The following is a 25,812-nucleotide window of genomic DNA, read 5'->3' as shown; positions in this document are numbered from 1 at the left end:
TATGCAGTATGTACAGCTGTTTTGACGGCGTGTTGAATATCCGCAAGGAACTTGTGAACACAGGGGGATGACTTATGGAGCGTCCGCGGCTCAAGGCCCATTTCCTCACCGAGACGGTGGGCGAAAAGGTCTTCCTGCTCGGAGAGGGTCAGGACTACCTCGTACCGGGGGCCGCCGCGGTGCGCCTCCTGCCCTACCTGGACGGACGGCGCACCGTCGCCGAGATCCTCCAGGAACTCGGCACCACCGTGCCGCTCGGCCAGGCGCTCACCGCGCTGCGCCGCTACGAGGCGGCCGGGCACCTCGCCGAGGGCCGGCCCGACCTGCCGGACCACGTGCTCGCCTACTGGGACGCCCAGGGCGTCGACCCGGCCGTCGCCCTGGAGGCCGCCCAGGCCACCGAGCTGCTGGTGCTGGCCCTCGGCGCCGCCGACGCCGCGCCCGTCGTGGACGCGCTGACCGCGACCGGCCTGCGGGCCCGGGCGGTGACCGAGGACGACGCCGTCGCCGCCGGCCCCGACACCATGGTGATCGCGCTCACCGACGACTACCTGGACGGCGCGCTGGAGCGGCTGAACACCGCCCGCCTCGCCGACGGCCGCCCTTGGCTGCTCGCCAAGCCCACCGGCACCGCCCCGTGGCTCGGCCCGCTGCTGCGCCCCGGCGAGACCGGCTGCTGGACCTGCCTCGCCCAGCGGATCAGCGGCAACCGCCAGGTCGAGCGCTACCTGGCCGGCAAGCGCGGCGAGACCGTGCCGCTGCACCCGCTGCGCGCCGCGATCCCGGCCGGCCCGGCGATGGCCGCCCAGCTGCTGGCCGCCGAGACCGCCCGCACCCTGGCCGACGAATGCTGCTCCGCGCTGGCCGGCACGATGGTCAGCCTCGACCTCAACACCCTGCAGACCACCGAGCACACCCTGGTCCGCCAGCCGCAGTGCCCGAGCTGCGGCGACCCGGCGCTGCTCACCGAGCGCAGCCCCAAGGTCGTCCTGCAGCCCAGCCCCGCCCGGCACACCACCGACGGCGGCTACCGGGTGCAGGCCCCGCAGTTCACCTACGACCGGCTGAAGCACCACATCAGCCCGCACCTGGGCGCGATCACCCGGCTCGGCGCGCACGAGGACACCGGCAACGGCATCACCTACAGCTTCACCGCCGGCCACAACTTCGCCATGGTCAACGACAACATGGACCTCCTGCGCCGCAACATGCGCGGCCAGAGCGGCGGCAAGGGCCGGTCCGAGATCCAGGCCAAGGTCAGCGCGATCTGCGAGGCGATCGAGCGCTACTCGGCGGTCTGGCGCGGCGAGGAGCCGGTGGTGCGCGCCGCCTACCGCGACCTCGACCCGGCCGTCGCCGTCCACATGGACGCCCTGCTGCAGTTCTCCGAGGAGCAGTTCGCCGGCCGCGCCGCGTGGAACGCCGACCCCAACCACCGGCTGCACCTGGTGCCCGACCCGTTCCCGACCGACGTCGAACTGGACTGGACCCGCGCCTGGTCGCTCACCCACGACGCCGAGCGCCTCGTCCCCTCCGGCTACGCCTGGTACGGCCACCCCGACCTGCAGCAGCACTTCTACTGCGTCGGCGACTCCAACGGCTGCGCCAGCGGCAACACCCTGGAGGAGGCGATCCTCCAGGGCTTCTGCGAGGTCGTCGAGCGCGACGCGGTGGCGCTGTGGTGGTACAACCGGCTCGCCCAGCCCGAGTTCGACCTCGACTCGCTGAACGACCCGTACGTGGACACCATGCGCGCCTTCTACGCCTCGGTCGACCGCGAGCTGTGGGTCCTGGACATCACCTCCGACCTCGGCGTGCCGGTGTTCGCCGCCATCTCCCGGCGCAAGCACGCGGTCGAGGACATCATGGTCGGCTTCGGCGCCCACCCGGACCCGCGGATCGCCGCGATCCGCGCGCTCACCGAGGTCAACCAGTTCCTCCCGTTCGTCGACCGCCGGGACGAGGAGGGCAACACCCTCTACCGCACCGACGACCTGGAGACCCTGGAGTGGTGCAAGACCGCGACCGTCGCGAGGGAGCCCTGGCTGCTGCCCTCCCGCGACCAGGCCGCCAGCACCCTCGCCGACTTCGCCCCGCTCGTCGGTGACGACCTGGCCGGGCACGTCCGGGACTGCGTCGAGCGCGCTGCCAAGGCCGGCGTCGAGGTGATCGTGCTCGACCAGAGCCGCCCCGACCTCGACCTGAGCGTGGTCAAGGTGATCGCCCCCGGCATGCGCCACTTCTGGCGCCGCCTCGCCCCCGGCCGGCTGTACGACGTGCCGGTGCGCCAGGGCCGGCTGGCCCAGCCGCACACCGAGGAGCAGCTCAACCCGAAGAACGTCTTCTTCTAGGAACGGCCGGGTGCTGACACCATGACCACCGCACTGACCACCGCGCCGACCACCGCCGTGGACGAGATCCACCTGCCCGCGACCGCCCGTACGGTGCGCCGGCTGCGGCTGCGCCCCGACGGCGCGTTCGCGCCGCTCGGCCCGCGCGCCGTCCGGCTGACCGCGCCCGTCGGCGCGCTGAACCTGAACGACCTCGCCCCCGGCGCCCTGGAGGCCGTGGCCGCGCTGGCCGCCGGGGAGCAGACCGAGGAGGAGCTGGCCGCCCTGGTCGCGGCCCGGGACGGCGACGCCGGGCTGCTGCGCTGGCAGCTGACCCGCCGCCGGCTCGGCACCGCCGGGCTGCTGGAGCACTCCGTCCACCTGGTGACCGAGGCCTCCGAGGCTTCCGAGGCCTCGGACGAGCCGCTGGCCCGGCTGCGGCCCGTCGGGCGCGGCGCCGCCGAGCCGGGGCCGACGCCGGACCCGACCGGACAGGTCAAGCTGTCCCGCTTCGCCTCCGCCTCGGCCGAGGACGGCGCCCTGCTGGTCCGCGCCCCGGGCAGCCCGCTGGCCGTCCAGCTGACCGCCCGGGCGGCCGGGCTGCTGGCCGCGCTGGCCGGCTGGACCAGCCCCGCCGCCCTCGCCCAGCTGCCCGGCGGCCTGCCGCTGGACGCCGTCCGGCAGACCCTGCGGCTGTTCGCCGCGGCCGGCCTGCTGGCGTACGGGGCCCCCGGCGCCGAGCCGGAGGCCGAGGAGCAGCGCTTCGCCCAGTGGCAGGCGGCCGACCTCGCGTTCCACTCCCGCACCCGCCGGCCCACCACGGTCGCCGGGTACGGCGGCACCTACCGGTTCGGCGACCGGTTCGCCCCGGAGCCGGCCTCGCCCGCGCCGTTCCCCGGCGAGAAGGTCGCCCTGCCCGTCCCCGACCCGGACGAACTCGCGCGGGCCGACCGGCCGTTCACCGAGGTGCTGGAACAGCGCCGCTCGGTGCGCGACCACGACGAGCAGGCGCCGATCACCGTCGAGCGGCTCGGCGAACTGCTCTGGCGCTCCATGCGCCGACGGCAGACCTTCACCGGCGGCGACGGCCAGGAACTGGCCGACCGGCCGTACCCGAGCGGCGGCGCGGTGCACGAGCTGGAGGTGTACCCGCTGGTCACCTCCTGCGCCGGCCTCGCGCCGGGCCTGTGGCACTACGCGACCGACCGGCACGAGCTGGAGCTGGTCAGCGAGCCCAACGCGGCGACCGCCCAACTGGTCGCCGGCGCCCGCAAGTCGAGCCTGATGAAGGCCGACCCGCAGGTGGTGCTGCTGGTCACCGCGCGCTTCGGCCGGGTGATGTGGAAGTACGAGACGGTCGCCTACCCGCTGATCCTCAAGCACGTCGGCGCGCTCTACCAGACCCTCTACCTGGTCGGCACCGCGATGGACCTCGCGGTCTGCGGCCTCGGTGGCGGCGACGCCGCCGACTTCGCCGCGGCCAGCGGCATCGACTACTTCACCGAGGGCACCGTCGGTGAGCTCGTGATCGGCAGCCGGCCCCCGACGCTGCGCCAGGACGTCGGCGTCCCACGGAGAGAAGCCAGACGATGAAGTTCCGTTTCAAGGCCCTGCAGCGGATGCGCGAGCCGGACGAGCTGGACTCGCCCACGCTGCTCGCCGCGCCGCGGGGCTGGATCGCCCTGTTCGTCGTGATGATCACCATGGCCGCGGCGCTGCTGTGGACCTTCGCCGGGAACATCCCGATCACCGTCGACGCCCCCGGCCTGCTGACCCGCCCGCACGGCACCGCGATGATCCAGAGCCCGTTCGGCGGGATGGTCCGCTCCGTCCTGGCCCGGCCCTCCGACCAGGTCAAGCAGGGCCAGTCGGTGGCCCGGATCGAGGACGCCGAGGGCCACAGCCGGGAGATCACCAGCCCGTTCGGCGGGCGGGTGGTCGGCCTGTCGGTCACCGACGGGCAGGTCGTCACCCCCGGCTCCCCGGTCGTCTCGGTCGAACGGATCGAGGACCCGCAGGAGGGCATGGTCGCGATGGTCTTCGTGCCCGCGGCCCGCACCGTCGGGCTGGAGCCCGGCGACCAGGTCGACCTCAACGTCTCCACCAGCCCGGCCGGCGCCTTCGGCCTGCTGCGCGGCACCGTCAGCTCGGTCAGCCCGTACGCGCTCACCAAGGAGGCCGTGTCCGGCCTGGTCGGCGGCGACCTCGCCGCCCAGCGCTACCTGGGCAAGGAGGCGCCCCGACTCGTCGTCGTCGACCTGATGCCCGACCCGAACACCCCGACCGGCTACTCCTGGACCTCGCAGAGCGGCCCGCCGAACCCGCTCGGCACCCAGGTGTCCGTGACCGCCACGATCAACGTCGGTCAGCAGACGCCGTTCAACCTGATCCTCGGCCGCTGAGGGGGGCTCCGATGACAGCCACGATCCCGGAGAGCACCCGGACCACCGCCCCGGAGCCCGCACCGGGCAAGAAGCCGAGGAAGAGCCGCCGCGACCGCCCCACCCGGGCGGCCGCGTCGCGGCGCTGGCGGCACGTCGTACCGACCGTCCTGCAGATGGAGTCGGTGGAGTGCGGCGCCGCCAGCCTCGCCATGATCCTCGCCTACCACGGCCGCTGGGTGCCGCTGGAGGACCTGCGCGGCGTCTGCGGCGTCTCCCGCGACGGCGCCCGCGCCTCCACCCTGCTCAACGCCGCCCGGACGTACGGGCTCAAGGCGCGCGGCTACCAGACCGAGGCCGAGAAGCTCCGCGACCTCGACGGCCCGGTGATCATCTTCTGGGCCTTCCAGCACTTCATGGTGGTCGAGGGCATCCGCACCCGGTACGGCCGCACCGTCGTCGCGGTCAACGACCCGGCCAGCGGCCCGCGCCTGATGGAGTGGGACGAGTTCGACTCCGGCTTCACCGGGATCGTGCTCTCCTTCGAGAAGGGCCCCGACTTCGAACCCGGCGGCGACAAGGGCGGCATCACCCGCGCCCTGCTGGAACGCCGGCTGCCCACCGGCCGCGCCATGCCGCTGGTGCTGCTCGCCAGCCTGCTGCTGGTGCTGCCCGGCATCGCGATCCCCGCCTACACCCGGGTGTTCATCGACCGGGTCCTGGCCGGCAGCGGGAGCGGCTACCTCCTCCCGCTGCTGGCCGCCATGACCGCCACCGCCGTGGTCGTCTTCGTGCTGACCTCCGTCCAACGGCACTACCTGCTGCGGATCGAGATCCGGATGGGGCTGGTCAGCTCCGCCCGGTTCTTCCGGCACCTGCTGCGGCTGCCCGTCGACTTCTTCCTGCAGCGCCGCCCCGCCGAAGTGGCCAAACGGGTGTCCGGCAACGACGTGGTCGCCGAGATCCTCTCCCGCGACCTCGCGCTGACCGTCATCAACCTCGGCCTGGTGCTGTTCTACGCGGCCATCCTGATCCGCTACGACATCCTGCTCGGCGTCGTCGGCGTCGGCATGGCGCTGCTCAACATCGTCGTCCTCCAGGCCGTCGCCCGGTCCCGCACCGACGCCGTCGCCGCGCTGCGCACCGACCGCGGCAACCTGACCGCGACCACCTTCACCACCCTCTCGCTGATCGAGACGGTCAAGGCCACCGGCGCCGAACCGGACGCGTTCAGCCGCTGGGCCGGCTTCCTGGCCAAGGTGGTCACCGCCAAGCAGAAGCTGGGCATCCCCAGCGCCGTGCTCACCGTCGTCCCGCCGATGCTGGCAGCCCTCAACAGCGGGCTCATCCTGCTGGTCGGCGGGCAGCGGGTGGTGGACGGCGCGATGAGCGTCGGCATCCTGGTCTCCTTCCAGACCCTGCTCTCCTCGCTCAGCCGCCCGGTCACCCAGCTCACCAACCTGGGCGGCCGGCTGCAGGACGTCACCGCCGACATCAAGCGGCTGTACGACGTCGAGCGCTACCCGGTCGCGGCCGCCTTCGCCAAGCCGGAGCCGCCCGCCGGGCCCAAGCTGGACGGCAACCTGGAGTTCGAGAACGTCCGCTTCGGCTACAGCCCGCTCTCCGACCCGATCATCAAGGACCTCAGCCTGACCGTGGTCCCCGGCCGCCGGATCGCCGTGGTCGGCGGCTCCGGCAGCGGCAAGTCCACCCTCGGCCGGCTGCTGACCGGCCTCTACACCCCGTGGTCGGGCCGGATCCTGCTCGACGGGCGGCCCCGCGAGGAACTCTCCCGGACCGTCCTGGCCTCCTCGCTGGCCTACGTCGACCAGGACATCTCGCTGTTCGAGGGCACCGTCCGGGACAACCTCACACTGTGGAACGACGACGTCCCCGACGAGGCGGTCACCGCCGCCCTGCACGACGCCGCCGTCTTCGACACCGTGATGACCAGGCCCGGCGGCATCCACAGCCCGGTCCTGGAAGGCGGCCGCAACTTCAGCGGCGGCCAACGCCAACGCCTGGAACTGGCCCGGGCCCTGGCCACCGAGCCGACCCTGCTGGTCCTGGACGAGGCCACCAGCGCACTCGACCCGGAGACCGAGCGGGTGATCATGGACAACCTGCGCCGCCGCGGCTGCGCCTGCCTGATCATCGCGCACCGGCTCTCCACGGTCCGCGACGCCGACGAGATCATCGTGCTGAACCAGGGCGAGATCGTCGAACGAGGCACCCACGACGAGCTGTTGGCGCTGGGCGGGCACTACACCGCGCTCATCGAGTCCGCGCGCCGCGAGGAGGAGGACGAGCTGTGAGCGAGCGAACCATCAGAAGGTGCGACTTCGCGGCAGCGGCTGCCGAGCGAAGCGAGGTGGCCGCATGAGCACTGCCCTGGAGGTCTTCTCGCCGTTCTTCACCGAAGCCGCCGAACCCGTCGAACCGCTGACCGACCGCTACCTCGTGCTCGACGACCCCGGGCGGATGCTGCTGGTCCGCTCCGGCGCCGTCGACCTGTTCGCCGTCAGCCTCGACTCCGGCACACCACAAGGCCGTTGGCACTTCCTCTGCCGGATCGAGGCAGGCACCCTGGTACCCGGCGCGGCCGCCGGACCGCGCCGCGGCATCGTCGCCCGCCCGGTGCTCGGCGCCGAACTCTCCTTCCTCGCCACCACCTGGGTCGAAGGCCTCTCCGCCCGCGGCCGCGAATGCGGCACCGCGGCCGGCGCCGCCGTCCGGGCCCTGCCCGCAGGCGAACAGCAGCAGGCCGCCGACCAGTTCCTCGCCGGGCTCGCCCTCGGCCTCACCGCACTGGCCGGCGCGCTGCGCGACACCCTGCCGCCCCGCGAGTTCACCCCGCTCGACCCGGCCGAACCGACCGTCCTCAAGCGCGGCCAGGCGCTGCGCTCCGTGGACGGCCTGCAGTGGGTCCGGGTCGAGGAAGGCGCCGTCGAGGCGCCCGAAGGCGCGGCCGGCTGCGCGGCCGGTGAACTCGCCGAGGGCGCCGAACTCTGCCTCACCGAGAAGGACTGGCTGGTCGCCACCGGCCCGGCCACCGTCCGGGCCCGCTCCCCGCGCGAACTCCTCGACGAAGGCGGCCTCTGGGAACGCCTCGCCACCCACTGCGGCCGACTGCTCGACGCCGTCGACCGCCGGATCGGGACCCGCCGCGACAGCGAGACCGAACTCATCGCCGCCCGCCGCGAACGCGACGCCGGCACCCTCGCCGACTCCGCGCGCGGCTTCGAGACCATCCTGCGCGACACCGCCTCCCGGCTGCGGATCGGCGACGCCACCGGCGACGATCCCACCCTGGCCGCCGCCCGGCTGGTCGCCGCCCACGAGGGCTACACCGTCACCGCCCCGGTCTCCGGCAACGGGCACGACCGCCGGCTCGACCGGCTGCAGGCGATCGCCCTGGCCTCCGGCGTCCGTACCCGCTCCGTCCGGCTGGACGGCCGCTGGTGGCACCACGACCTCGGCGCGATGATCGGCTACCGCAAGGCCGGCGCCCCCGTCGCGCTGCTCCCCCTCGGCGACGGCTACGTCCTCGCCGAGGGCGGCAAGGTCACCCCGCTGACCCCGAAGGTCGCCGCCGAACTGCAGAACAAGGCCACCGTGCTGTACCGGCCACTCCCGGCCACCGTACGGACCGTCGGCGGACTGCTGAAGTTCGGCCTGCGCAACAACCGGCGCGACCTGTGGATGTTCACCGGCATGGCCGCCCTCGTCGCCCTGATCGGCCTGCTCGTCCCGGTGATGACCGGCGAAGTACTCGGCACCTTCGTCGCCCACGCCCAGCGCAACCTGATCACCGAAGGCGCGCTGGTCGTCATCGGCTCCGCGATGGCGGTGGCCGCACTGTCCATCGTCCAGAACATCGCCGTACTGCGGATCGAAAGCCGCTCCACCGCGGCGATGCAAGTCGGCGTCTGGACCAGGCTGCTGTCCCTGCCCGCGCCGTTCTTCGCCAACTACTCCACCGGCGAACTCGGCACCACCGTGCTCGGCGTCAGCGCCGCCCAGGAAACCCTCTCCGGGATGATGACCACGGCAACCCTCGGGCTGCTCACCGGGCTCGCCAACCTGGTGCTGGTCTTCTTCTACGACCTGCGGCTGGCCGGGCTGGCCACCCTGCTCGTCCTCGTCGGCGGCGGCTTCGCCCTGGCCGCCGGCCGGTTCGAGGTCCGCTGGCAGCGCCGGCTGTACGCGCACGAGCAGACCATGTCCGCCCGTGTCTTCCAACTGCTCACCGCCATCCCCAAGTTGCGGGTCACCGCAGCCGAGGACCGGGTCTTCGGGGTGTGGGCCGCCGAATTCGGCAAGGGACGCGGCCTCGCCGCCTCCTCCCGCCGGGTCCAGAACGCCGTCACCACCTTCAACGCCGGCTTCCCGCTGGTCTGTTCGGTCATCGTCTTCGGCGTGATCGCCGGCCCGCTGGACGGCCGCGTACCGATCCCGGTCTTCCTGTCCTTCTTCACCGCCTTCAACCTGCTGATCGCCTCCAGCCTCCAGTTCACCTCGGCCGCGGTCACCGCGATGGGCGTCGTCCCGATGCTCGAGCGGCTGCGGCCGATCCTCGAGGAGAAGCCCGAGGTCGACGACACCAAGGCCGACCCGGGCGACCTCTCCGGACGCCTCGGCCTCAGCCACGTCACCTTCCGCTACGGCCAGGACGGCCCGCCCGCCCTGCAGGACGTCACCCTCACCATCGAACCCGGTGAGTTCGTCGCCGTCGTCGGCCCGTCCGGCAGCGGCAAGTCCACCGTCCTGCGACTGCTCCTCGGCTTCGAACGGCCCGAGGCCGGCACCGTCCTCTACGACGGCCAGGACCTCGGCGAGTTGGAGGTCTCGGCGGTCCGCCGACAGTGCGGCGTCGTGCTCCAGCACGGCGCACTACTGGCCGGCGACATCAAGGCCAACATCGTCGGCTCCACCAACCACACCCTCGACGACGCCTGGGCCGCCGCCGAAATGGCCGGCATCGACAAGGACATCGCCGCCCTCCCGATGGGCATGAACACCGTGCTCTCCGAAGGCACCAGCACCCTCAGCGGCGGCCAGCGGCAACGCCTCATGATCGCCCGCGCACTCGTCTCCCGGCCCCGCATCGTCTTCTTCGACGAGGCCACCAGTGCCCTCGACAACCCCACCCAGCGCCTCGTCACCGAATCCACCCGCCGGCTCAACGCGACGCGCGTGGTGATCGCCCACCGGCTCTCCACCGTCGCCGAAGCCGACCGGATCATCGTCATGGACCAGGGGCGGGTCGTCCAACAGGGCCGGTACGAGGAACTGCTGGCCGACCGGGACGGACTGTTCGCCCGACTCGCCAGCCGCCAGATGTAGGCCGTTCTTCCCGGGGAGGGGACGCATGGAGTACGCACTGCTGGTCTACGGCCAGGAAACGGACTGGGACCGGATGACACCCGAAGAACGCGAGGCGCGGTTCACCGCCAACCGCGCCTTCGGCCGGGAACTCGCCGAAGCCGGCGTACGGATCTCCTACGGCGCGCGGCTCGCCCGGCCCGCCGCCGCCGAAGGCGAGGCCCGGGCAGCGGACGGCGTACCGGAGGTCGGCGGCCTCTGGGTGATCGACGTGCCCTCCGACCAGGAGGCGCTCGGCTGGGCGGCGAAACTGCCGGTCAGCGAATCAGGCCGGGTGGAGGTCCGTCGCTGCGACGGACCCCCGCGGACCAACCGGCCGGTGGGAACGGAGAACTGAGGATCATGGAATACACCCTGCTCATCCACGGCGACGAGCGGGTCTGGAACGGGCTGACCGAGGCCGAGGAGGCCGAACTCGACGCCGCCCACGCCAGATTCGGCCGCGACATGCACGAGGCAGGGGTGGCCGTCCGGTACGGCGGCGGGCTGCACCGCAGCTGCAGCGCCCGACTGGTAGTGCCGGGCGGCGCCTCCGGAGCCCCGGTCTCGGACGGACCGTACCGGGAGGGCCACGAACACCTGGGCGGCATCTGGGTCATCGACGTCGCCGACGAGGCGGAAGCCATCACCTGGGCCCGCCGCATACCCTCCGCCCCGGGCGACCTGGTCGAAGTCCGCCCAGTCCGGGCCACCTGAGCGGTTCGACGGAGGAGTGGGAAGTCGGCAGGTCCGACTTCCCACTCCTCCTTGCTTTGGCGGGCTTCACGGGACATCGGTGAGGTCGAGCTCCGCCCAGACCGTCTTGGAGTTGGGGTGGCGGGGGATGGTGCCCCAGCGGTCGCAGAGGGCGTCGATGAGGGTGAGACCCCGCCCTGACTGCGCGGTGGGGGTGAGGTCGGAGGGGAGGACAGGAAGCCTGTCTCCCCTGGGGTCGCTGATCTCGATGCGCAGGGTGGTGCCCCAGCGCGCGGTGGTGAGCGCGAGGTGCAGCTCGAAGCCGCGCCCCGGAACACGACTGTGCGTAGTCGCGTTAGCGGCCAGCTCCGCGACGATCAGCAAAGCCGAGTAGAACGGCTCGATGTGCGTCGAGTTCAGCCCCCAGAGGGTGAGTTGACGTCTGGCGATGCGCCGGCAGATGGCAGCGCCCTTGGGCGAGGCGGCGAGCGTGGTGGTGTGGCTGCGCGGGCTGTCGAGCGGGATTTCGGTCGTCATGGGAGAAAAGCGTGACGGCACGGACGTACCCTGACCATGCATCCGGCGAGTACGGAGAGTGCATGTGCGGATGCGCAGGGTCTGCCTGTCGGGTGGCCCGGATCATTCGATCGAAAGGGCGGGTGATTGCCGTGGGTGGCGTCGAACGCACGGTCTCCGACGACGGCGAGACGGCGGAGAACTCCGACGGGGTCGCGGAGTTCTACAGCGCGGTGGGGAAGCTGATCAAGCTCTTCCGGGAGCGGGCGGGGCTCACGCAGAAGCAGTTCGCCAAGCTGACGGGCTACAGCGAGGACCTGATCGGCGCGATGGAGCGCGGGGTGAGAACGCCGAGGATCGAGTTCCTGATGATGGCCGACGGCCTCCTCAACGCCGGTGGCGCACTGAGGGCCGTCGCGGACGACGTGATGAAGGCGAAGATCCGGGTGGCCACGCGGCACCCGGCGTTCAACAGGGCCTTCACAACGGAAGAAGCCAAGGCCCTGGAGATCCACGACTACAGCACGCTCGACATCCCAGGCTTGCTTCAGACCGAAGCGCACACCCGGGCGCTCTATGAGATGCGGCGACCCTGGCTGTCAGTCGAACAGATCGAGAAGTGGGTCGAAGCGCGCCGAGCGCGGCAGGAGATCCTCACCCGGTGGCCGCTGCCGCTGATGACCTGGGTGATCGACGAGAGCGTTCTGCGGCGCCCCCTGGGCGGTTGGGACGTACATGAGGGGCAGCTCCGACACATCCTCAAGGTCGCGGAGATCAGGGGCCTTGAGATGCAGGTGGTTCCGCTCGACAGCACGGAGCACGCCGGGATGGGCGGACCCTTCACCCTGCTCACTCCGCCCGGCCGTCCACAGATTGCGTACGTTGAGGTCCAGCACGTCAATAGACTCATCACGGGCCCCGAAGAAGTCCGTAGGATGGCCGCACGATACGGCACCCTCAGGGGGCAAGCGCTCAACATGAGGGAGTCCTTGGCCTTGATCGAGAAGATCCTGGGAGAGCGGTGAGCATGTCCGAGATGGCATGGTTCAAGAGCAGCCACAGCGGCAACGAGGGCGCCAACTGCGTGGAGGTCGCCGAGACCCCCGGCACCGTCCACGTCCGTGACTCCAAGGACAAGAGCGGCCCCCAGCTGGCCTTCGAGCCGGCCGCCTGGGCGGCGTTCGTGGCCTTCGCCGCCACCACCGAGGTCTGACCGGACTTCTCCCGTCGGCCCGCCGCTCCCGAGCGGCGGGCCGTTGGCGTACTCGCCTCGCATGTACGGGTGGCGCGCACCTCGGCACGGCCTTCCCCACGGTGCGGGAACACCGGCACGCACGGCCCGCCGATCGCGGTCAGGTAGCAGCCGATTACTATCGGACAGCAGAACGCTGTCGGATACGCGGCCCCAGGCGGCGCCCCGGGGCCCGACTGCAGGGGGGAACAGATGGCAGACACTGATCTGGCCTTGGAGCTCAAGGTCAATCCGGCCGAGCTGGACGGCTGCGGGCAGAGCGCCCAGCACATCGGTGGCCTCATACCGGGCGAGACCGCGAAGATCACCGAACCGTCCAACCAGGCCGCCGGCACCCTGACGGGCTGGCAGCTGGCCGCCGCCATTCAGAACTGCGGCACCAACTGGAAGACGCTGCTGGACAAGCTCGGCGGCGACATGGGGGATGTCGGCACCAAGCTCGCTTCGTCGGCCGGCTACTACCGCCAGGTCGAGAAGAACATCCACGCGAGCCTCAAGGACCCCAACTCGCCGACCACGGACGAGCCGGACCCCTTCGGCACGGTCGTCGCCCCGGGCCCCGTGAAGCCCTACAGCGCGAAGGCGGCCGAGTAGACGATGGACATCAAGACGCTCTACGACGCCAACATCAACAACATCACCGTCGCGAAGAACGCCTACGACGCGCTCTTCACCGCCTTCGGCCAGCACATCGAGTCCTGGGACCACGACGTGGTCAATCGGCTGACCAACTCACACTGGACCGGTACGGCCTCCGGCCACGCCCACGCCCGCATCCAGTTCCTGGGCACCGAACTCCAGGCGGCGAAGCAGGAACTCGGCCTCATCAGCAAGGCGCTCTCCGACGCCGCCGAAGGCATCGCGGCAGCGCAGTCCCACCTCATCAGCGCGCTGGACGACGCCAAGAACAACAAGATGACCGTGGCTCCCGACGGCCGCATCACCTGGGACAACGACCCGAACTCCGCCAACTACGCGGGCGAGAAGGCCGAGGGCATCGCCCAGGCGATCAGCAAACGGATCACCGACGCGCTCACCGAGGCAGATCACGCCGACCAGGCCATCAGCGCACGGCTCGGCCACCTGTCCACCAACGCGACCAACGGCACCGGACTCGACGCCGCCACGGCGAAGAACGACCAGGCCGCGGCGAACGCACTCAGCCAGGTCCCCGCCGCCGGCACCGACCCGGACAGCGTGAAGAAGTGGTGGGACGGCCTCACCGACGCGCAGCGCCAGCGGATGATCGTCACCGCGCCTGACAAGGTCGGCGGCCTCGACGGCGTCCCCGCCGTCGCCCGTAGCCAGGCCAACCGGATCAACCTGCAGCGCGGCAAGGAGGACCTCCAGCGCCAGATCAACGACCTCGGCCCCGAGCCGGTGAAAACCCTGGCGACCGTCAACGGCCAACCCGTCAAGAATCCTGACTACGACGAGTGGAAGCGCAAGCACGACGCCCTCAAGGACAAGATGGATGGCGTCAAGGCCATCGAGGAGCGGATCAACAAGCCCGTCGACGCCGATAACCCGCCCGCGTTCCTGCTCGGCTTCGACACCAAGGGCACGGGCCGTGCCATCATCGCGGTCAACAACCCGGACACCGCCGACAACGTCTCGACCTACGTCCCCGGCACTGGAGCCCGCGTCGGCGGCAGTCTCGCCGGCGACATCGAGCGCTCGGACCTGATGGTCGCCTCGGCGAACGCGGCCACCAATAACTCCAAAACGACGTCGTCGATCACCTGGGTCGGCTACACCGCGCCACAGTCGATCGTCCCCGAAGCCGCAGTTGACCTCTTCGCAAAGGCCGCAGAGAACGACCTGCACAGCTTCGAGACCGGGCTCCGCGCCACCCATGAAGGAAAACCGTCGAACAACACCATCCTCGGCCACAGCTTCGGCACCACCACCGTGGGCTACACCCTGCGTGACAAGGGGCTGCCGGTCGACAACGTCGTCCTGATCGCCAGCCCGGGCGCCGGCGTCGAACACGCCCGTGATCTGGGCGTCGACCCGTCCCACGTCTTCGTGGCACAGGGCGACAAGGACGCCATCAAGTTTGCGATTCCGGAGAACGCGGACAACGCGGTGAGCAACATCGTCAACAACGTCGGCGCTGACCTTGGATACAACGACAATCCCGACCATCACGTAGCCTTCGGGCGCGACCCGAGCGTCCCCCAGTTCGGCGCGCAGACAATCCCCACCAGCCCGGGAACGGATCACAGCGGGTACTGGGACAACAACAGCGCCTCCCTCATCGCGATGGGAAAGGCCATCGCGGGAAAGCCGATCTCATGAGCACCAGGATTCATGCTTCCACAGCACCGTCACTGGCCAAGAGGTTCGCAGTCACAGCCGTGCTGGTGATCACGACGCTGGGCCTGAACGCCTGTGGGGTGGAGACGGCGAAGGAACGGTCAAAGCCCACGATGACGCAAGACCAGGCGAAGAAACTGATCGACAGCTACCAGACAGACATTCTGGCGAATCTGCCCATCAAACCGGTGTCGAGTCCGGCGCCATTCCGCGATCTGGAGTGCGACCTCAACAACGTTGGTCCGCACGGCCGGAAGCAGACTTGGCGGTCCGCCACCTTCGAGGACCTCCCACTGCCCGACAGGACACAAGCGGCGGACGCCTTCCGCACCTACCTCACCGGGCGGGGCTTCCAACAGGTCGAGGCCGACACCCATCTCGGCTGGGTGAAGATGAAGAACCCCAAGGACGACTTCGTCGCCGTCCTGGACGGAGCGGCCGACGGGAGCCGCGTCTTCCAGCTGGACGTCAGCTCGCCCTGCGTCTGGCCCAACGGCACCCCACCTGCCTGATCCGGCTCCCTCTCCGTCGGCCCGCCGCTCCCGAGCGGCGGGCCGACCGCACATCTCCCGCAGCACCACCACGCTGACGTGTGCTGCTCGGCGACGTTCGCGGCCGCATTGGCCCCGCGGCCGGCAGCTCCGCATCGAGGACCGATCGGCCGTACGCGTGCGGGCATCCGGAACATGAGATACCGCCGTGCAACGCCAAGTGCTGTACTCGGCATGGCAATTCCTTCATCAATCTTCGCGCCGCACCTCTTGCTGGGCTCATGACAGGTCGGCAACTCTGGACTGCCGCCGCGTCACGGCCACCCCCACGGCTCGTGCCGGCGTGTGAGCCTCCTGCCTGTTCCCCCACGAAGGAGCCAGCATGCGCACGTCCCTGATACGCGTCGCCACCCTCGCGGCGGCCGCCGTCCTCGCCGCCCCCGCCGTGCCGGCCACGGCGGCGGCCGCGCAGGCGGTGTCGTTCCGCCCGCTGAGCTACAACACCAACGGCTACAACTGGGGCGGCTACGCCGCCACCGGCAGCGGCTTCACCTCGGTCTCGGCGACCTGGACCGAGCCGCACGCGACGTGCAACTCCACCAACGACCTCTACGCCCCCTGGGTCGGCATCGACGGGTACGGCTCCTCCACCGTCGAGCAGACCGGGGTGGCGACCGACTGCTCCAGCGGCAGCCCCGTCAACCAGGCCTGGTACGAGATGTACCCGGCGAACCCGGTCTACCTGAGCCTCAGCTCGTACCCGGTGTCGGCCGGTGACTCCATCACCGCCTCGGTGACGTACGCCGGGAGCAACAGGTACACCCTCAAGCTGACCGACTCCTCGCGGGGCTGGACCTACAGCACCACCAAGTCCCTCACCGCGCAGCGGACCAGCGCTGAGGTCATCATCGAGTCGCCGACCGGCTCCTACCCCAACTTCGGCACCCTGAGCTTCACCTCGGCGACCGTCAACGGCAAGTCCCTCGGTTCCTCGGGCCCGGTCGCCCTCGACCCCAGCTCGAACGGCACCTACGAGGCCCGCACCGGTGGGCTCGGTTCCAGCGGCACCAGCTTCACCGAGACGTACCTGCACCAGTAGCCGCACCGACGTCGAAACGGCCCGTTCCCTGCGCGCAGGGAGCGGGCCGCACTCGTACGACGTTCAGGCGAGGTGCGCGGCGATCAGCGGGGCGCAGACGTCGGGGCGCTCCAGGAGCGGGAGGTGGCCGGTCTCCTTCAGCGACGACAGCCGGCAGTCCGGCACGGTGTCGCGCAGCAGCTCGGCGTTGCGGACGAACGCGGGCATGTCCTCGTCGCCGAGCACGACCAGGGTCCGTGCGGTGATCCGGCGCAGGTCGTCCGCCGTGTGCCGGTGGGCGGTGAGGGCGTCCATCGCCCGGTTGCCCAGTTCGGCCCAGCTGTGGCGGGCGATGACCTCACGCAGGGCGGCGCGGAGTTCGGGGTGGCGCCGGGTGCCGGTGAAGATGTCGGGCGGGGACTGCATCCAGAGGTCGGCCAGCTGTTCGCCGGGGCCGGCGAAGCGGTAGAGCATGGCGAGCTGCCGGTAGCGGACCCGGGCCGAGTCCTCGTTGGGGGTGCCGGCCAGGGTGGGGGCGGCGAGGACCAGGCGGTCGAGCAAACCGGCGTCCTGAAAGGCGAGTTGGATGGCCGACATGGAGCCGAAGGAGAGGCCGACGAGCCTGCGGGCGCCGGTCTCCTTCGCGACCTCGGCCAGCTGCCCGGCCAGGGCGGTGAGCGTCAGCCCCGGGGGGAGCGGGGCGGAGCCGCCGTGGCCGGGCAGGTCGACGCCGATGTGGGTCCAGCCGGGGAGGCGGTCCCACAGTGGCTGCCAGGTGGTGGAGTCCATGGTGTAGCCGTGGATCCACAGCACGGCCGGGCCCTCGCCCTGACGGCGCAGGTGCAGGTACGGGGCCTCAGGCACCGGTGCCTCCGGAGAAGTCGGCGCAGAAGGCCCGGAAGGCGAGCACCGGCTCGTCCCGGGCGTCGTAGCGCGGGGTCATCGTGTGGTCCAGGTGCTCCCAGACCACCTTGTCCTCGGCGAGCGCCTTCTCGCTGCCGCCGAGCAGGGCCGGCAGCGCGGCCCGCTGGTTCCCGCGCACGCCGATGGCGACCCGGGCGACGCAGCCGCCGTCCTCGGTGGGCACCGAGCCGGTGACGATCACCTGCCGTTCCTCGAGCGGGCCGAACTCGGTGACCACGATGTTCGGGCTGAACGCCTGGGCGTGGAAGCGCGGTTTGAAGTCCCAGCGGACGCGGCCGGTGCGGACCGCCTCCCAGCGGATCTCCTCCAGCTTGCGGGCGTCCTGCCAGGGCGAGGCCTGCATCAGGAACTCGCCCTCGATGACCAGCTCGCCGTTGTCGCCGGCGCGGGTGGTCATGCCGCGGGTGCCGGGGACGCCGTGGACGGCCTTGAAGTGGTCGGGGTCGAAGGCGTTCTCGACCACGTACTCGGAGGACACCGCGACCGGCAGGCTGACGGCCGCGACCAGCGGGTAGTCGTCCTCCCAGTCCTTCAGCGCCTGCTCGAAGCCGCGGTCGCCGTCCGGGTCGTCGGAGAGCCGGACGAACAGCGCGTCGCCCCACTCCAGCACCCGGTGCTCGGCGACGGACCAGTGCCTGGACGGGTCGCCGAGGGCGATCCGCTTGCCGTGGAACGGGCAGACCAGGCAGTCGCCCTCGCGCCGTCCGCCGTAGCCCAGGTGGGCGCCGCGGTGCGGGCAGTTGGCGTCCAGGACGCGGATCCGCCGGCCGCCCTCGCGGACGGCGATCAGGCGGCGCGGGCCGATCGCCAACGGGGTGATCTCGTCGGCCAGTTCGGATCGGAAGGCCAGCAGGTACCAGCCGTGGTGCACGGTCATCGGACTCACGTTCGTCGAATTGCCTTGAGGACTTGTTCGGCGGCCCGCTCCCCGCTCGCCAGGGCGCCGTGCACCCAGGGCAGCCGTTCGCCCGCGACGGTCGCCTCGCCGGCGAAGAACAGCGTGCCGTCCACCGGCTCCGCCCACTCCCGGGCGGCTCCTTCCAGTCCGGCGCGGGGCGCGGTGAACGCGCCGCCGGCGTACGGGTCCCGGCCCCAGTCGGCGACGGTGAGGCCGAGGACGGTGGCGTCGGAGGTCCAGGGCAGTGCGGTGGCGAGCAGGGCGGCGAGCGCCGTACGGTCGGCGGCGGCCGCGCGCAGGTCGGCGGCGGCTCCGGCCTTGGCGACCACCAGTGCCTCAGGGCGGCCGGCGGTGCAGCGGACGAAGCCGGTACGGCCGTCCACGTCGAAGACGATCATCGTGTCGGGTGCGGGCCGGTCCAGTGTCACCACGGCGCAGCAGCCGTCCCCGGCGGGCAGTCGGGCGGCGTCCGCCAGCTTGCGCGCGGGCAGTCCGGCGATCGCGCCGGCGGCGAGGACGGCGGGCGGGGCGGTGAGCACGACGGCGCGGGCGGTGGCCGTGCCCGTGTCGGTCCGGACGGTGACCCGCCCTGGTCCGTACATCAGCTCCCGGACGGGTTCGCCGAGCCGGACGTCCAGGCCCTCGGCCAGCCGCTCGGGCAGCCGGGCGAAGCCGCCCTCGACGGCGAACTCGCCCTCGCCGACGCCGTCCCGGCGGTGCGCGTCGGCGACGGCGGCGGCGCTCAGCTCGTCGGGGTCGGCGGCCCAGTTCTGCCGGAACCACTCGGTGGCGGCCGCGGCCTCCGGGCCGGTGCTGCCCTGCGCGCGCAGCCAGGTGCCGACGGACAGGCCGGTGATGCCGGGCGCGCGCTGCAGCATGGCTTCCAGCTGCCAGGGCGCGCGCCGGCCGAAGCTCAGTGCGCCCATCTCCCGGTTGGCGCCGTCCTCGACGATCCGGGCGGTGACCCGGCGCGGTACGGCGGTGGTGGCGCCCGGGCCGACCAGTTCGTGCACCGGGTTGTGCTCCCCGTGCACCACCTGGGCGCCGAGTTCCAGCGGCGGGCCGCCGTCGGCGGGGTGGTGGGTGTGGATCCGGCCGCCGAGCCGCTCCCGGGCCTCGAGCACCACGACGCCCAGGCCCTCCTGGCGCAGCAGGCGGGCGCAGTTCAGGCCGGAGGCGCCGGCGCCCACCACGATGACGTCGTACGTGCTCACAGCTCGCCTCCGAGGTCGATCGGCAGCGCCCGCAGGCGGCGCGGCACCAGGCACTGGTCCCAGTCCGGGGCGCCGGCCGGGCCGCGCAGGGCCGGGTAGCGGCGGACCAGGCGGGGCAGCAGCAGGGCCATGGTCTGGCGGACCAGCGGGGCGGCGAGGCAGAAGTGCGGGCCGCCGCCGAAGCCGAGGTGGGGGTTGGGGTTGCGGTCCAGGCGCAGTTCGTCGGGGTCGGCGAAGACGTCCGGGTCGCGGTTGGCGGCGGTGAGCACCGCGAGCACCCGGGCGCCAGGCGGGAGCACGCCGCCGTCGAGTTCGACCCGGTCGGTGGTGACCCGGGCGGTGAACGGGATCGGCGCCTCCAGCCGCAGCAGTTCGTCGACGGCGAGGCGGCCGGCGTCCTCGCCGGCTTCCGCGAGCCGGGCGACCGCCGAGCGGTCGGGCAGCAGCAGGTGCAGGGCGTTGCCGATGGACTCGGCGAGCGGCTGCCAGCCGCCGATGACGGCCAGGTTGAGGATGCCGAGCATCTCGGCGCGGCTGAGCCGGTCGTCGGCGGCGAGCGCGGCGAGCGGCACCTCGGCCCCGGAGACGGTGATCCGGGCGGTGTGCTTGTCGAGGTAGTGGGTGAGCGCGCCGGCGGCGCTGCGGCCTAGGGCGGCGCGGGCGGGCGGCACCATCGGGTCGAGGTTGACCGAGGCGGCCCGGGCGAGCGCCTCGAAGCGCTTCAGCTCGGTGGCGGGCAGGCCGAAGAGGCGGGCGTAGACGGCGGTGGCGAGCGGCCGTCCGAGGTCGGCGACGGCGTCCACCGGCCGGTCGACGGGAAGGGTGTCGAGCAGTGCGTCCACGTCGGCGGCGAGGTGGACGCCGAGCGGGCGGACGGCGGCCGGCCCCAGGAGCAGCGCCCCCGGGGCCCGGAGCCGGTGGTGGTCGGGCGGGTCGGTGGTGAGCATGGACGGCGGCAGGGCGTCGTCGCGGGCGCGTTCGCGCTGGCCCTGCGCGGCCGAGAAGCGCGGGTCGCGCAGTACGGTCGCGCAGTCGGCGTGCGCGGTGACGAGCCAGAGCCGGGACGCGGCGTCGTAGTGCACCGGGTCGTTGGCCCTGAGCCACCGGTACGCCGGGTGCGGGTTCGCCCGCCCGGCCGGGGCGAACGGGTGGATCAGGTGCTCCGGCAGGCGCACCGGCGCCGTCGTCATGTCCGGCTCCGAGCGGTCGTCATGGTCCGGCTCCCAGGGGGTCTCAGCGGACCCGGGGTCCGCGCCAGCGGAAGGAGAAGGCGGTCAGTACCAGGCCGGCCAGCGACCAGGCCACCAGGACCATCGCGATGTGCCCCAGTTCCCAGTTCCCGGCGGGTTCCACGACGGTGAAGGAGTCCGGCAGGAAGACCGAGCGGAAGCCCTGGGCCATCCACTTGACCGGGAAGAACGCGGCCACGGTCTGCATCCAGGCGGGCAGTTGGCCGAACGGGAAGAACACGCCGGAGATGAACTGCAGCACCATGAAGACGGGGGTGACGATCGCCGCGGCCGACCGGCTGTTGGGGATCAGCGCCGAGTACGCGGCGCCGGCCATCGCGCAGGCGACGGTGCCGAGCGCGAGGTCCCAGCCGAGGGTGAACCAGCGTTCCGGGGTGCTGGGCAGCGGCAGCCCGAACAGGGCCAGCGCGATGCCGATCAGCAGCACCGTCTCCAGCGCGGTGGTGACGATGACCCGGACCAGCTTGCCAACGAAGTAGGCGGACTTGGGCATCGGGGTCATCGCGAGCCGCCGGACCGTGCCGGTGTCGCGCTCGATCGCGATGTTGATCGCGAGGCCGGAGAAGGCGGTGCTCATCACGCCGGCGGCGATGATGCCGGCCATGAACACCAGCTTGACGTCGGTGTCGGTGCCGGCCACCTTGCCCGAGAAGATCGAGCCGAAGACGACCAGCAGGATCACCGGGAACATCAGCGTGAAGACCAGCGACTGCTTGTTGCGGAAGAACGCCCGCAGTTCCACCTTGGAGCGGGCCGCGCCGGCCCGCCAGATGCCGGGCGGCCGGGCGGCGCTCCGGGGCGCCTCGTCGGCCTTGCGGGCCCGGGCGGTCGCGGTCGGTTGGGTGAGGGTCATCGCTTGCCCGCCTCGGGGGTGCCGTGGCTCGTGCCGTGGGTGATGCTCTGGCTGGTGTCGGCACCGCGGTCGGTGCCGTCGGCGTGCTCCCGGATCAGGTCCAGGTAGACGTCCTCCAGGGTGGGCCGGTGCACCCGCAGCTCGGGCAGCTCGCCGACGCCCGCCTGGTGCGCCCAGGGGACCAGCGCCGCGAGCAGCGCGGTCGGGGCGTGCGTGGCGATCCTGAGCACGTTGTCCACGCCCACCGGGGCCGGTTCGGCCCCGGGTGGCAGCGGCGGCAGCGTGCGGCCGGCCAGCTCCGGCGGAATCCGGAAGGAGACCGTGGTCGGAGTCTGCGTACGGCCGCCGAACTCGGCCAGCGGCCCGTACTGGACCACTCGGCCGGCGACGATCACCGCGGCGCGCTGGGCCAGCGCCTCGGCCTCGTCCAGGTAGTGCGTGGTGAGCACGGTGGTGCGACCGCGCTCGGAGAAGTAGCGGACCAGGTCCCAGGCCTCTCGGCGAGCCACCGGGTCCAACCCGGTGGTGGGTTCGTCGAGGAAGATCAGGTCCGGGTCGCCGACGATGCCCACCGCGACGTCGAGCCGGCGGGCCTGGCCTCCGGAGAGGTCCGTGCTCTGCTTCTTCTCGTGCTTGCCGAGTCCGACCATGTCGATGACCTGGCCGACCGGCAGCGGGTTCGGGTAGAACGCGGCGAAGTGTTCGACCACCTCGCGCACGGTCAGGTCCGAGTAGGCGCCGGTGGTCTGCGGGACCACCCCGATCCTGGCGCGCCACTCGCGCCGGTCCTCGGCTGGGTCGCAGCCGAGGACCCGCACGTCACCGCCGGTTCGCTGGCGGACGCCCTCCAGGATTTCGACGGTCGTCGTCTTGCCCGCGCCGTTCGGCCCGAGCAGGGCGAAGACCTCACCCTGGTGGATGTCCAGATCCAGACCCTGGACCGCGTGCCAGTCGCCGTAACTCTTGCGCAGGCCGCGGACTGAGACGGGGTGTTCCCCGACGGCAGTCGCCACTGTGGATCGCTCCTCTGTGGGGTGTTCAGGCCGACCCGGTACTCGGGTCGACCGGCCGGGCGCTCTGCCCGGCGGGCGGGTTTCCCGGCTGGATCAGGTGCAGCAGCAGCACGGGCAGCAGCAGGAGTTGCCGCCGGCCGCGATGTCCGACAGGTCGCCCTCGCTCAGCTCGGCGGTGTCGATCTGCGGGGTCTCGGGGATGTGGAACTCGTAGCGACCGGTCGCCAGACCGATCTCGAAGAGCTCCACCTGCACCTCGAGGTTGCCCTCCTGCTCGCCCTCGGCGGCAGTCTGGACGATGACGATCTCGGCGTCGGCCGGGAGCTCCAGGCCGGCCTCGGCGAGGGCGGCGCGGGCGTCGGTACGCAGGCGGGCCGCGTACTCCTCGCTCGACCAGGCGCTGATCAGGGCACGGGTGTAGCCGTTGACGAACTCGGCCCGCTTCCTCTGGTCCAAAGCCATGTGACTTTTCCTTTTCTCGGTTTCCGGTGGTGCCGGCGGCGCTTCCCGGCGCTGCCTGCAAATGAAGAATGACACGGCCGCAATCGGCCGCCAAGACCTCATTTCCGGTGCCCGGACTAAGTATTGAGCACGTGCGGCAGGTGCGGTAGATTTCAGCCGTCACGCGCCCATGAATACGTATCAGAATACGCATCGGAATACGTATCCGAATACGTACGTGGAATTTCCGCGTACGCATTCCGGAGTCACGTACGTATTCCGGAGTCCCGGGTAAGCATCGAGAGGAAATCACGGGGGTGGTCCGCACCGTGCCTACGCACACCGTCCCGCCAGGCCCTGCCGACGACATCGACATGGCACTGATGAGGGAGTCGCCGCTCGACTTCATCACCGACCTGGCCCGCCGCTACGGCGACATCACCCGCCACCGTGCGGACGGCGACACCGTCTACCTGCTCAACCGGCCCGAGTACGCCAAGCACGTGCTCAAGGACAACGGCGCCAACTACACCAAGGAAGGCACCCCGGACGACGCCATGCTGCGCCCGCTGCTCGGCAACGGGCTGCTCACCAGCAACGGCGCCGACTGGGCCCGGCAGCGGCACCTGACCGCCCCGGCCTTCCGCCCCAGCGCCGTGCGCACCTTCGACACGATCGTCACCGACGCCACCACCGGCATGCTGGAGCGCTGGCGCCCGGCGCTGGAGTCCGGCGCCCCGGTGGAGGTGGACGAGCAGTTCACCGCGCTCACCCTGGGCATCCTCACCCACGCCATCCTCGGCGCCGACATCGACGGCATCGGCGAGGGCTTCGGCCGCGCGGTCGACGCCGTCAACCGCTGCATCGGCCACTACGTACCGAACCCCGACCCCGACCCGGCCGACACCGCGCGCCGGTTCGCCGACTTCGGCCGGGCCCGGGTCTTCCTCAACACCGTCACCCGCACCCTGATCGCCTCCCGCCGCGCGGGCGGCGGCGGAGGCGGCAACCTGCTGGACACCATGATGTCCACCGACCACCTGGTCTCCGACGAGGACCTGCGCGACCAGGTGCTGACCATCGTGATGGCCGGCCACGAGACCACCGCCAAGTCCCTGACCTGGACGCTCTACCTGCTCGACCGTCACCCCGAGGAGCTGGCCAAGGTCCGCGAGGAGGTCGACCGGGTCCTCGACGGCCGCCCGCCGACCGCCGCCGACCTCCAGGACCTCCCGGCCTGCCGCCGGGCGATCCAGGAGGCGATGCGGCTCTACCCGCCGGTCTGGCTGATCTCCCGGCGGGCGGTGGAGGAGGACACCGTCGGCGGGTACCGCGTCGAGCCCGGCACCCTGGTGTGCGTCAGCCAGTGGGTGCTGCACCGCCACCCCGACTACTGGGACGCGCCGGACGCGTACCGCCCCGACCGCTTCGACGGCGCCACCCTCCCCAGCCACCTCTACCTGCCGTTCGGCGGCGGCGACCGGATCTGCGTCGGACAGCACTTCGCGATGCTGGAGGCGGTCCTGGTGCTCGCCACGCTGCTGCAGTCGGTCCGGCTGGAACTGGTCGAGGGCTTCCCGGTGGAACCCGAGGCCCTGGTCACCCTCCGCCCCAAGCACGGCATGACGATGATCGCGAGGCCCCGATGACCACCGCCCCTGCCCTTGACCGCCCGGCCGAGGACCGTCCCGTCGGCGGCTCCTACGACCCGGCCCGCACCACCGGCGGCGGCCTGACCGCCGAACTCGACCGGCTGGAGGCGCAGGCCGCGCTCTCCTTCCCCGAGGAGCTGCGCATCCTGCGCGAACTCGGCCTGGGCGGCGGCACCGTCCTCGAACTCGGCGCCGGCCCGGGCGCGGTGACCCGACGGCTGCGCGCCGCGCTGCCCGCCGGCACCGCCCTGATCGCCGCCGACATCGACGGCGGGCTGCTCGCCCACGCGGCCGGCCCCGGCGTCACCCTGCTGGTCGCCGACGGCGCCGACCTGCCGCTGCCGGACGCGAGCATCGACTTCGTCCTGCTCCGCTACGTCCTCCAGCACGTTCCCGACCCGGCCGCCGTCCTGGCCGAGGTCCGCCGGGTGCTGAAGCCCGGCGGGCGGGTCGCCTGCACCGAGGTCGACTCCGCGCTGTGGGGCGCCGCCGAGCCCTCGTACCCCGAACTCGCCGGCGTGCACGCCAAGATGGCCGCCGCCCAGCGCGCCGACGGCGGCGACCGGTCGATCGGCCGACGGCTGCCCCGGCTGCTGCACGCGGCCGGCTTCGACGAGGTCGTGCTGCGCCCCTTCGCCACCACCAACGACGACCACCCCACCGACGCCTTCGCCCCCCAGCTCGGCCCGCAGCGGCTGGAACCGCTGGTGGCCCGGGGCGTCCTCTCCCTGGCCGAACTCGCCCTCGCCGCCGACCGCTGGAACCGCTTCCGGTCGGACCCCGACGCCTGGGTGATGCTGCTCGGCCTCACCGCCGCCGCGACCGCACCCGCGGGCCGCGGACCGCAGGAAACCGTCCGAGAGCAGCACTGACAGAGCAGCACTGAAAGGAAACCCGTGCACCCCAAGGTCAAGATCTTCATCACCATCTTCTGCTACATCAGCGCCGTGGCCGGCCTGATCACCGCCGTGATGGACGCCAGCCACAAGCCCGCCCAGACCACCGACGCGGTCGTCGCCGGCGTGCTCGGCGTCGCCTTCCTGCTGGGCGGTCTGGCGCTGACCCGGAAGCCGCGCTACTGACGGTGGTGTCGACGCCCGGTCGCTTAGCAGCAACAACGGGTCGGGGGGTAAGGCTTCA

The 25,812-nt window shown here is 71.8% G+C and carries 24 protein-coding genes; 16 read left to right on the top strand and 8 right to left on the bottom strand.

Features of this window, described 5'->3' with window-relative positions:
* Positions 1-74: 74 nt before the first annotated feature.
* The 7 genes from ACZ52J_RS04600 (at position 75) to ACZ52J_RS04570 (ending at position 10,792) form a co-directional block, all read left to right on the top strand.
* Complete coding sequence (locus ACZ52J_RS04600) at positions 75-2,351, top strand: TOMM precursor leader peptide-binding protein (protein WP_465615786.1); 2,277 nt, start codon at positions 75-77, stop codon at positions 2,349-2,351.
* 21 nt (positions 2,352-2,372) lie between these two features.
* On the top strand, positions 2,373-3,923 hold the full coding sequence (locus ACZ52J_RS04595; RefSeq protein ID WP_465615784.1) for a SagB family peptide dehydrogenase: 1,551 nt from the start codon (positions 2,373-2,375) through the stop codon (positions 3,921-3,923).
* Positions 3,920-4,732, top strand: coding sequence for a biotin/lipoyl-containing protein (locus tag ACZ52J_RS04590; RefSeq protein ID WP_360505917.1), 813 nt, complete (start codon positions 3,920-3,922; stop codon positions 4,730-4,732). The genes ACZ52J_RS04595 and ACZ52J_RS04590 overlap by 4 nt, the downstream gene beginning before the upstream one ends.
* Before the next feature lie 11 nt (positions 4,733-4,743).
* Positions 4,744-7,026: an NHLP family bacteriocin export ABC transporter peptidase/permease/ATPase subunit gene (locus ACZ52J_RS04585; RefSeq protein WP_360505920.1), complete on the top strand. Its 2,283-nt coding sequence runs from the start codon at positions 4,744-4,746 to the stop codon at positions 7,024-7,026.
* A gap of 64 nt (positions 7,027-7,090) precedes the next feature.
* Positions 7,091-10,057: an NHLP bacteriocin export ABC transporter permease/ATPase subunit gene (locus ACZ52J_RS04580; protein WP_465615781.1), complete on the top strand. Its 2,967-nt coding sequence runs from the start codon at positions 7,091-7,093 to the stop codon at positions 10,055-10,057.
* Positions 10,058-10,082: 25 nt separating this feature from the next.
* A complete protein-coding gene (locus ACZ52J_RS04575) occupies positions 10,083-10,433 on the top strand; it encodes a YciI family protein (RefSeq protein ID WP_465615779.1) in 351 nt (116 codons plus the stop codon).
* Between the two features lie 5 nt (positions 10,434-10,438).
* Entirely contained in the window at positions 10,439-10,792 is a 354-nt protein-coding gene (locus ACZ52J_RS04570; protein WP_465615777.1) for a YciI family protein, read from the top strand.
* Positions 10,793-10,858: 66 nt separating this feature from the next.
* Here the strand turns inward: ACZ52J_RS04570 and ACZ52J_RS04565 are convergent, their stop codons facing one another.
* Complete coding sequence (locus tag ACZ52J_RS04565) at positions 10,859-11,308, bottom strand: ATP-binding protein (RefSeq protein ID WP_465615775.1); 450 nt, start codon at positions 11,306-11,308, stop codon at positions 10,859-10,861.
* Positions 11,309-11,439: 131 nt separating this feature from the next.
* On the opposite strand from ACZ52J_RS04565, the gene ACZ52J_RS04560 reads away from it, so the two are divergent.
* From ACZ52J_RS04560 to ACZ52J_RS04535, 6 genes are all read left to right on the top strand, one after another.
* A complete protein-coding gene (locus ACZ52J_RS04560; RefSeq protein WP_465615773.1) occupies positions 11,440-12,312 on the top strand; it encodes a helix-turn-helix domain-containing protein in 873 nt (290 codons plus the stop codon).
* A gap of 2 nt (positions 12,313-12,314) precedes the next feature.
* The gene (locus ACZ52J_RS04555; RefSeq protein WP_360505936.1) at positions 12,315-12,500 is read left to right on the top strand and encodes a DUF397 domain-containing protein; all 186 of its coding nucleotides are present in this window, start codon (positions 12,315-12,317) and stop codon (positions 12,498-12,500) included.
* A gap of 231 nt (positions 12,501-12,731) precedes the next feature.
* Complete coding sequence (locus tag ACZ52J_RS04550) at positions 12,732-13,133, top strand: hypothetical protein (RefSeq protein WP_465615770.1); 402 nt, start codon at positions 12,732-12,734, stop codon at positions 13,131-13,133.
* Positions 13,134-13,136: 3 nt separating this feature from the next.
* Positions 13,137-14,840, top strand: a complete 1,704-nt coding sequence (locus ACZ52J_RS04545; RefSeq protein ID WP_465615768.1) for an alpha/beta hydrolase — start codon at positions 13,137-13,139, stop codon at positions 14,838-14,840.
* 59 nt (positions 14,841-14,899) lie between these two features.
* Complete coding sequence (locus ACZ52J_RS04540) at positions 14,900-15,370, top strand: hypothetical protein (RefSeq protein WP_465615766.1); 471 nt, start codon at positions 14,900-14,902, stop codon at positions 15,368-15,370.
* A 361-nt stretch (positions 15,371-15,731) separates the two neighbouring features.
* The gene (locus tag ACZ52J_RS04535; protein ID WP_360497828.1) at positions 15,732-16,448 is read left to right on the top strand and encodes a G1 family glutamic endopeptidase; all 717 of its coding nucleotides are present in this window, start codon (positions 15,732-15,734) and stop codon (positions 16,446-16,448) included.
* A gap of 63 nt (positions 16,449-16,511) precedes the next feature.
* Here the strand turns inward: ACZ52J_RS04535 and ACZ52J_RS04530 are convergent, their stop codons facing one another.
* The 7 genes from ACZ52J_RS04530 to ACZ52J_RS04500 all read right to left on the bottom strand — a co-directional run bounded on the left by ACZ52J_RS04530 (position 16,512) and on the right by ACZ52J_RS04500 (position 23,041).
* A complete protein-coding gene (locus ACZ52J_RS04530) occupies positions 16,512-17,291 on the bottom strand; it encodes an alpha/beta fold hydrolase (RefSeq protein WP_465615764.1) in 780 nt (259 codons plus the stop codon).
* Complete coding sequence (locus tag ACZ52J_RS04525) at positions 17,284-18,228, bottom strand: Rieske 2Fe-2S domain-containing protein (protein ID WP_465615762.1); 945 nt, start codon at positions 18,226-18,228, stop codon at positions 17,284-17,286. Before ACZ52J_RS04525 ends, ACZ52J_RS04530 begins: the two co-directional genes overlap by 8 nt.
* Positions 18,229-18,233: 5 nt before the next feature.
* Entirely contained in the window at positions 18,234-19,463 is a 1,230-nt protein-coding gene (locus ACZ52J_RS04520; protein WP_465615760.1) for a flavin monoamine oxidase family protein, read from the bottom strand.
* Entirely contained in the window at positions 19,460-20,653 is a 1,194-nt protein-coding gene (locus ACZ52J_RS04515; protein WP_465615758.1) for a cytochrome P450, read from the bottom strand. Before ACZ52J_RS04515 ends, ACZ52J_RS04520 begins: the two co-directional genes overlap by 4 nt.
* Before the next feature lie 43 nt (positions 20,654-20,696).
* Positions 20,697-21,566, bottom strand: coding sequence for an ABC transporter permease (locus tag ACZ52J_RS04510; RefSeq protein WP_360497838.1), 870 nt, complete (start codon positions 21,564-21,566; stop codon positions 20,697-20,699).
* The gene (locus ACZ52J_RS04505; protein WP_360497840.1) at positions 21,563-22,579 is read right to left on the bottom strand and encodes an ABC transporter ATP-binding protein; all 1,017 of its coding nucleotides are present in this window, start codon (positions 22,577-22,579) and stop codon (positions 21,563-21,565) included. Before ACZ52J_RS04505 ends, ACZ52J_RS04510 begins: the two co-directional genes overlap by 4 nt.
* A gap of 93 nt (positions 22,580-22,672) precedes the next feature.
* The gene (locus ACZ52J_RS04500) at positions 22,673-23,041 is read right to left on the bottom strand and encodes a hypothetical protein (protein ID WP_360497842.1); all 369 of its coding nucleotides are present in this window, start codon (positions 23,039-23,041) and stop codon (positions 22,673-22,675) included.
* 353 nt (positions 23,042-23,394) lie between these two features.
* Between ACZ52J_RS04500 and ACZ52J_RS04495 the strand changes: the two genes are divergently transcribed.
* From ACZ52J_RS04495 to ACZ52J_RS04485, 3 genes are read left to right on the top strand one after another with little or no spacing between them, the layout of a single operon-like run.
* A complete protein-coding gene (locus ACZ52J_RS04495; protein WP_465615755.1) occupies positions 23,395-24,669 on the top strand; it encodes a cytochrome P450 in 1,275 nt (424 codons plus the stop codon).
* A complete protein-coding gene (locus ACZ52J_RS04490) occupies positions 24,666-25,544 on the top strand; it encodes a class I SAM-dependent methyltransferase (RefSeq protein WP_465615753.1) in 879 nt (292 codons plus the stop codon). The genes ACZ52J_RS04495 and ACZ52J_RS04490 overlap by 4 nt, the downstream gene beginning before the upstream one ends.
* A 24-nt stretch (positions 25,545-25,568) precedes the next feature.
* Positions 25,569-25,754 carry a hypothetical protein gene (locus ACZ52J_RS04485; RefSeq protein WP_030245889.1) on the top strand — a complete coding sequence of 62 codons (186 nt, stop codon included), beginning with the start codon at positions 25,569-25,571 and terminating at the stop codon, positions 25,752-25,754.
* Positions 25,755-25,812 lie beyond the last annotated feature (58 nt).

This window comes from Kitasatospora sp. NPDC034035, from assembly GCF_055575755.1.
The sequence above is the reverse complement of the archived record's forward strand: the minus strand, read 5'-3'. Positions and strand labels throughout refer to the sequence as shown.